General features: G+C 79.8%; 2 protein-coding genes. Both read left to right on the top strand.

Going from position 1 to position 1,328, the window contains the following annotated elements; translation table 11 throughout:
* Positions 1-847, top strand: an 847-nt coding sequence (rfaE2, locus tag GCU69_RS05415; RefSeq protein ID WP_156205268.1) for a D-glycero-beta-D-manno-heptose 1-phosphate adenylyltransferase, incomplete at its 5' end; no start/stop codon positions are given.
* The coding region (locus tag GCU69_RS05410) for a glycosyltransferase family 9 protein (RefSeq protein ID WP_408055764.1) at positions 844-1,328 on the top strand (485 nt) is incomplete at its 3' end. The genes rfaE2 and GCU69_RS05410, both read left to right, overlap by 4 nt.

The raw sequence follows: 1,328 nt of genomic DNA, 5'->3' as shown, positions 1-1,328 counted from the left end.
GCGCTGGCGGGCCGCGTCCGTCGCCGTCACGCTCGGCGCCCGCGGGGCCCTGCTCACCCGGCCCGGCAGCGACAGCCCCATGCTCGTGCCGGTCCCGGAGCAGACCGCCGGGGACCCGTGCGGCGCGGGCGACTGCTTCGCGGCCACGGCCGCCGCCGCCCTCGCCGACGGCGGGCTCCCCGAGGAGGCCGTACAGCGGGCGGTGACCGAGGCCGCCGCGTTCGTCGCCGCGGGAGGCGCGGGCAACCCCGCGCTGTGGCGGCACCGCCCCGGAGCCCGGGAACGGGCGGAGCGCCCCGCCGACGCCCTCGCCCTGGCGGAAGCGGTCCGCGCCCGCGGCGGCACGGTCGTCGCCACCGGCGGCTGCTTCGACCTGCTGCACGCCGGGCACGTGGGGCTGCTGGAGAACGCCCGCAGGATCGGTGACTGTCTCATCGTCTGCGTCAACTCCGACGCCTCCGTGAGCCGGCTCAAGGGGCCCGGCCGTCCGCTCAACCCGCAGGCCGACCGGTGCCGGGTGCTGGCCGGTCTGGGCTCCGTGGACGCCGTGGCCGTCTTCACCGAGGACACCCCGGAAGACCTGCTGCGCACGCTGCGGCCCGATGTGTGGGTCAAGGGCGGCGACTACAGCGTCGACGCCCTGCCCGAGGCCGCGGTGCTGCGGGAATGGGGCGGCCAGGCCCTCGTCCTGCCGTATCTGGACGGCCGCTCCACCACCGAACTGGCCCGCCGCGCCGCCCGCGCCCCCGGCACGTCCGCGGCCGCGCCCGGCACGCGGACACCCGCGCCGGCCCTCAGCGGCCCGGCCGCCCCCGGGCCCGCCGACACCCCGGGAGACCGCCCGTGACCGCGCGCGACATCATCGACATCGCCGCTCCGCCCGGCACCCCGGCCCTGCTCGTCCTGCGGGCCCTCGGACTCGGCGACCTGCTCACCGCGGTGCCCGCGCTGCGTGCCCTGCGCCGCGCGCACCCCGGCCACGAGCTGGTCCTCGCCGCGCCCGAGCGGCTGGCGGAGGCCGCCTTCGCGACCGGCGCCGTCGACCGGCTGCTGCCCGCCGCCGCCCCCGGCCGGGCCGTGCCCGAGTCGCTGGGCTGGACCGGTCCGCCCCCGGACACGGCCGTCGACCTGCACGGCAACGGACCCGCCAGCCACCGGCCGCTGCACGCCCTGCGGCCCGCCCGGCTGCTCGCCTACGGACGCCCCGGCACCGACGGCGGACCGCCCGTGCCCGGCCCCGCGTGGCGCGACGCCGAGCACGAGCGCTCCCGCTGGTGCCGGCTGCTGGAGTGGTACGGGGTCCACGCCGACCCCGGCGATCTGCGGAT

Source organism: Streptomyces lycii, from assembly GCF_009735685.1.
Lineage (GTDB): Bacteria > Actinomycetota > Actinomycetes > Streptomycetales > Streptomycetaceae > Streptomyces > Streptomyces lycii.
This window is presented reverse-complemented; position numbering and strand designations above follow the sequence as displayed.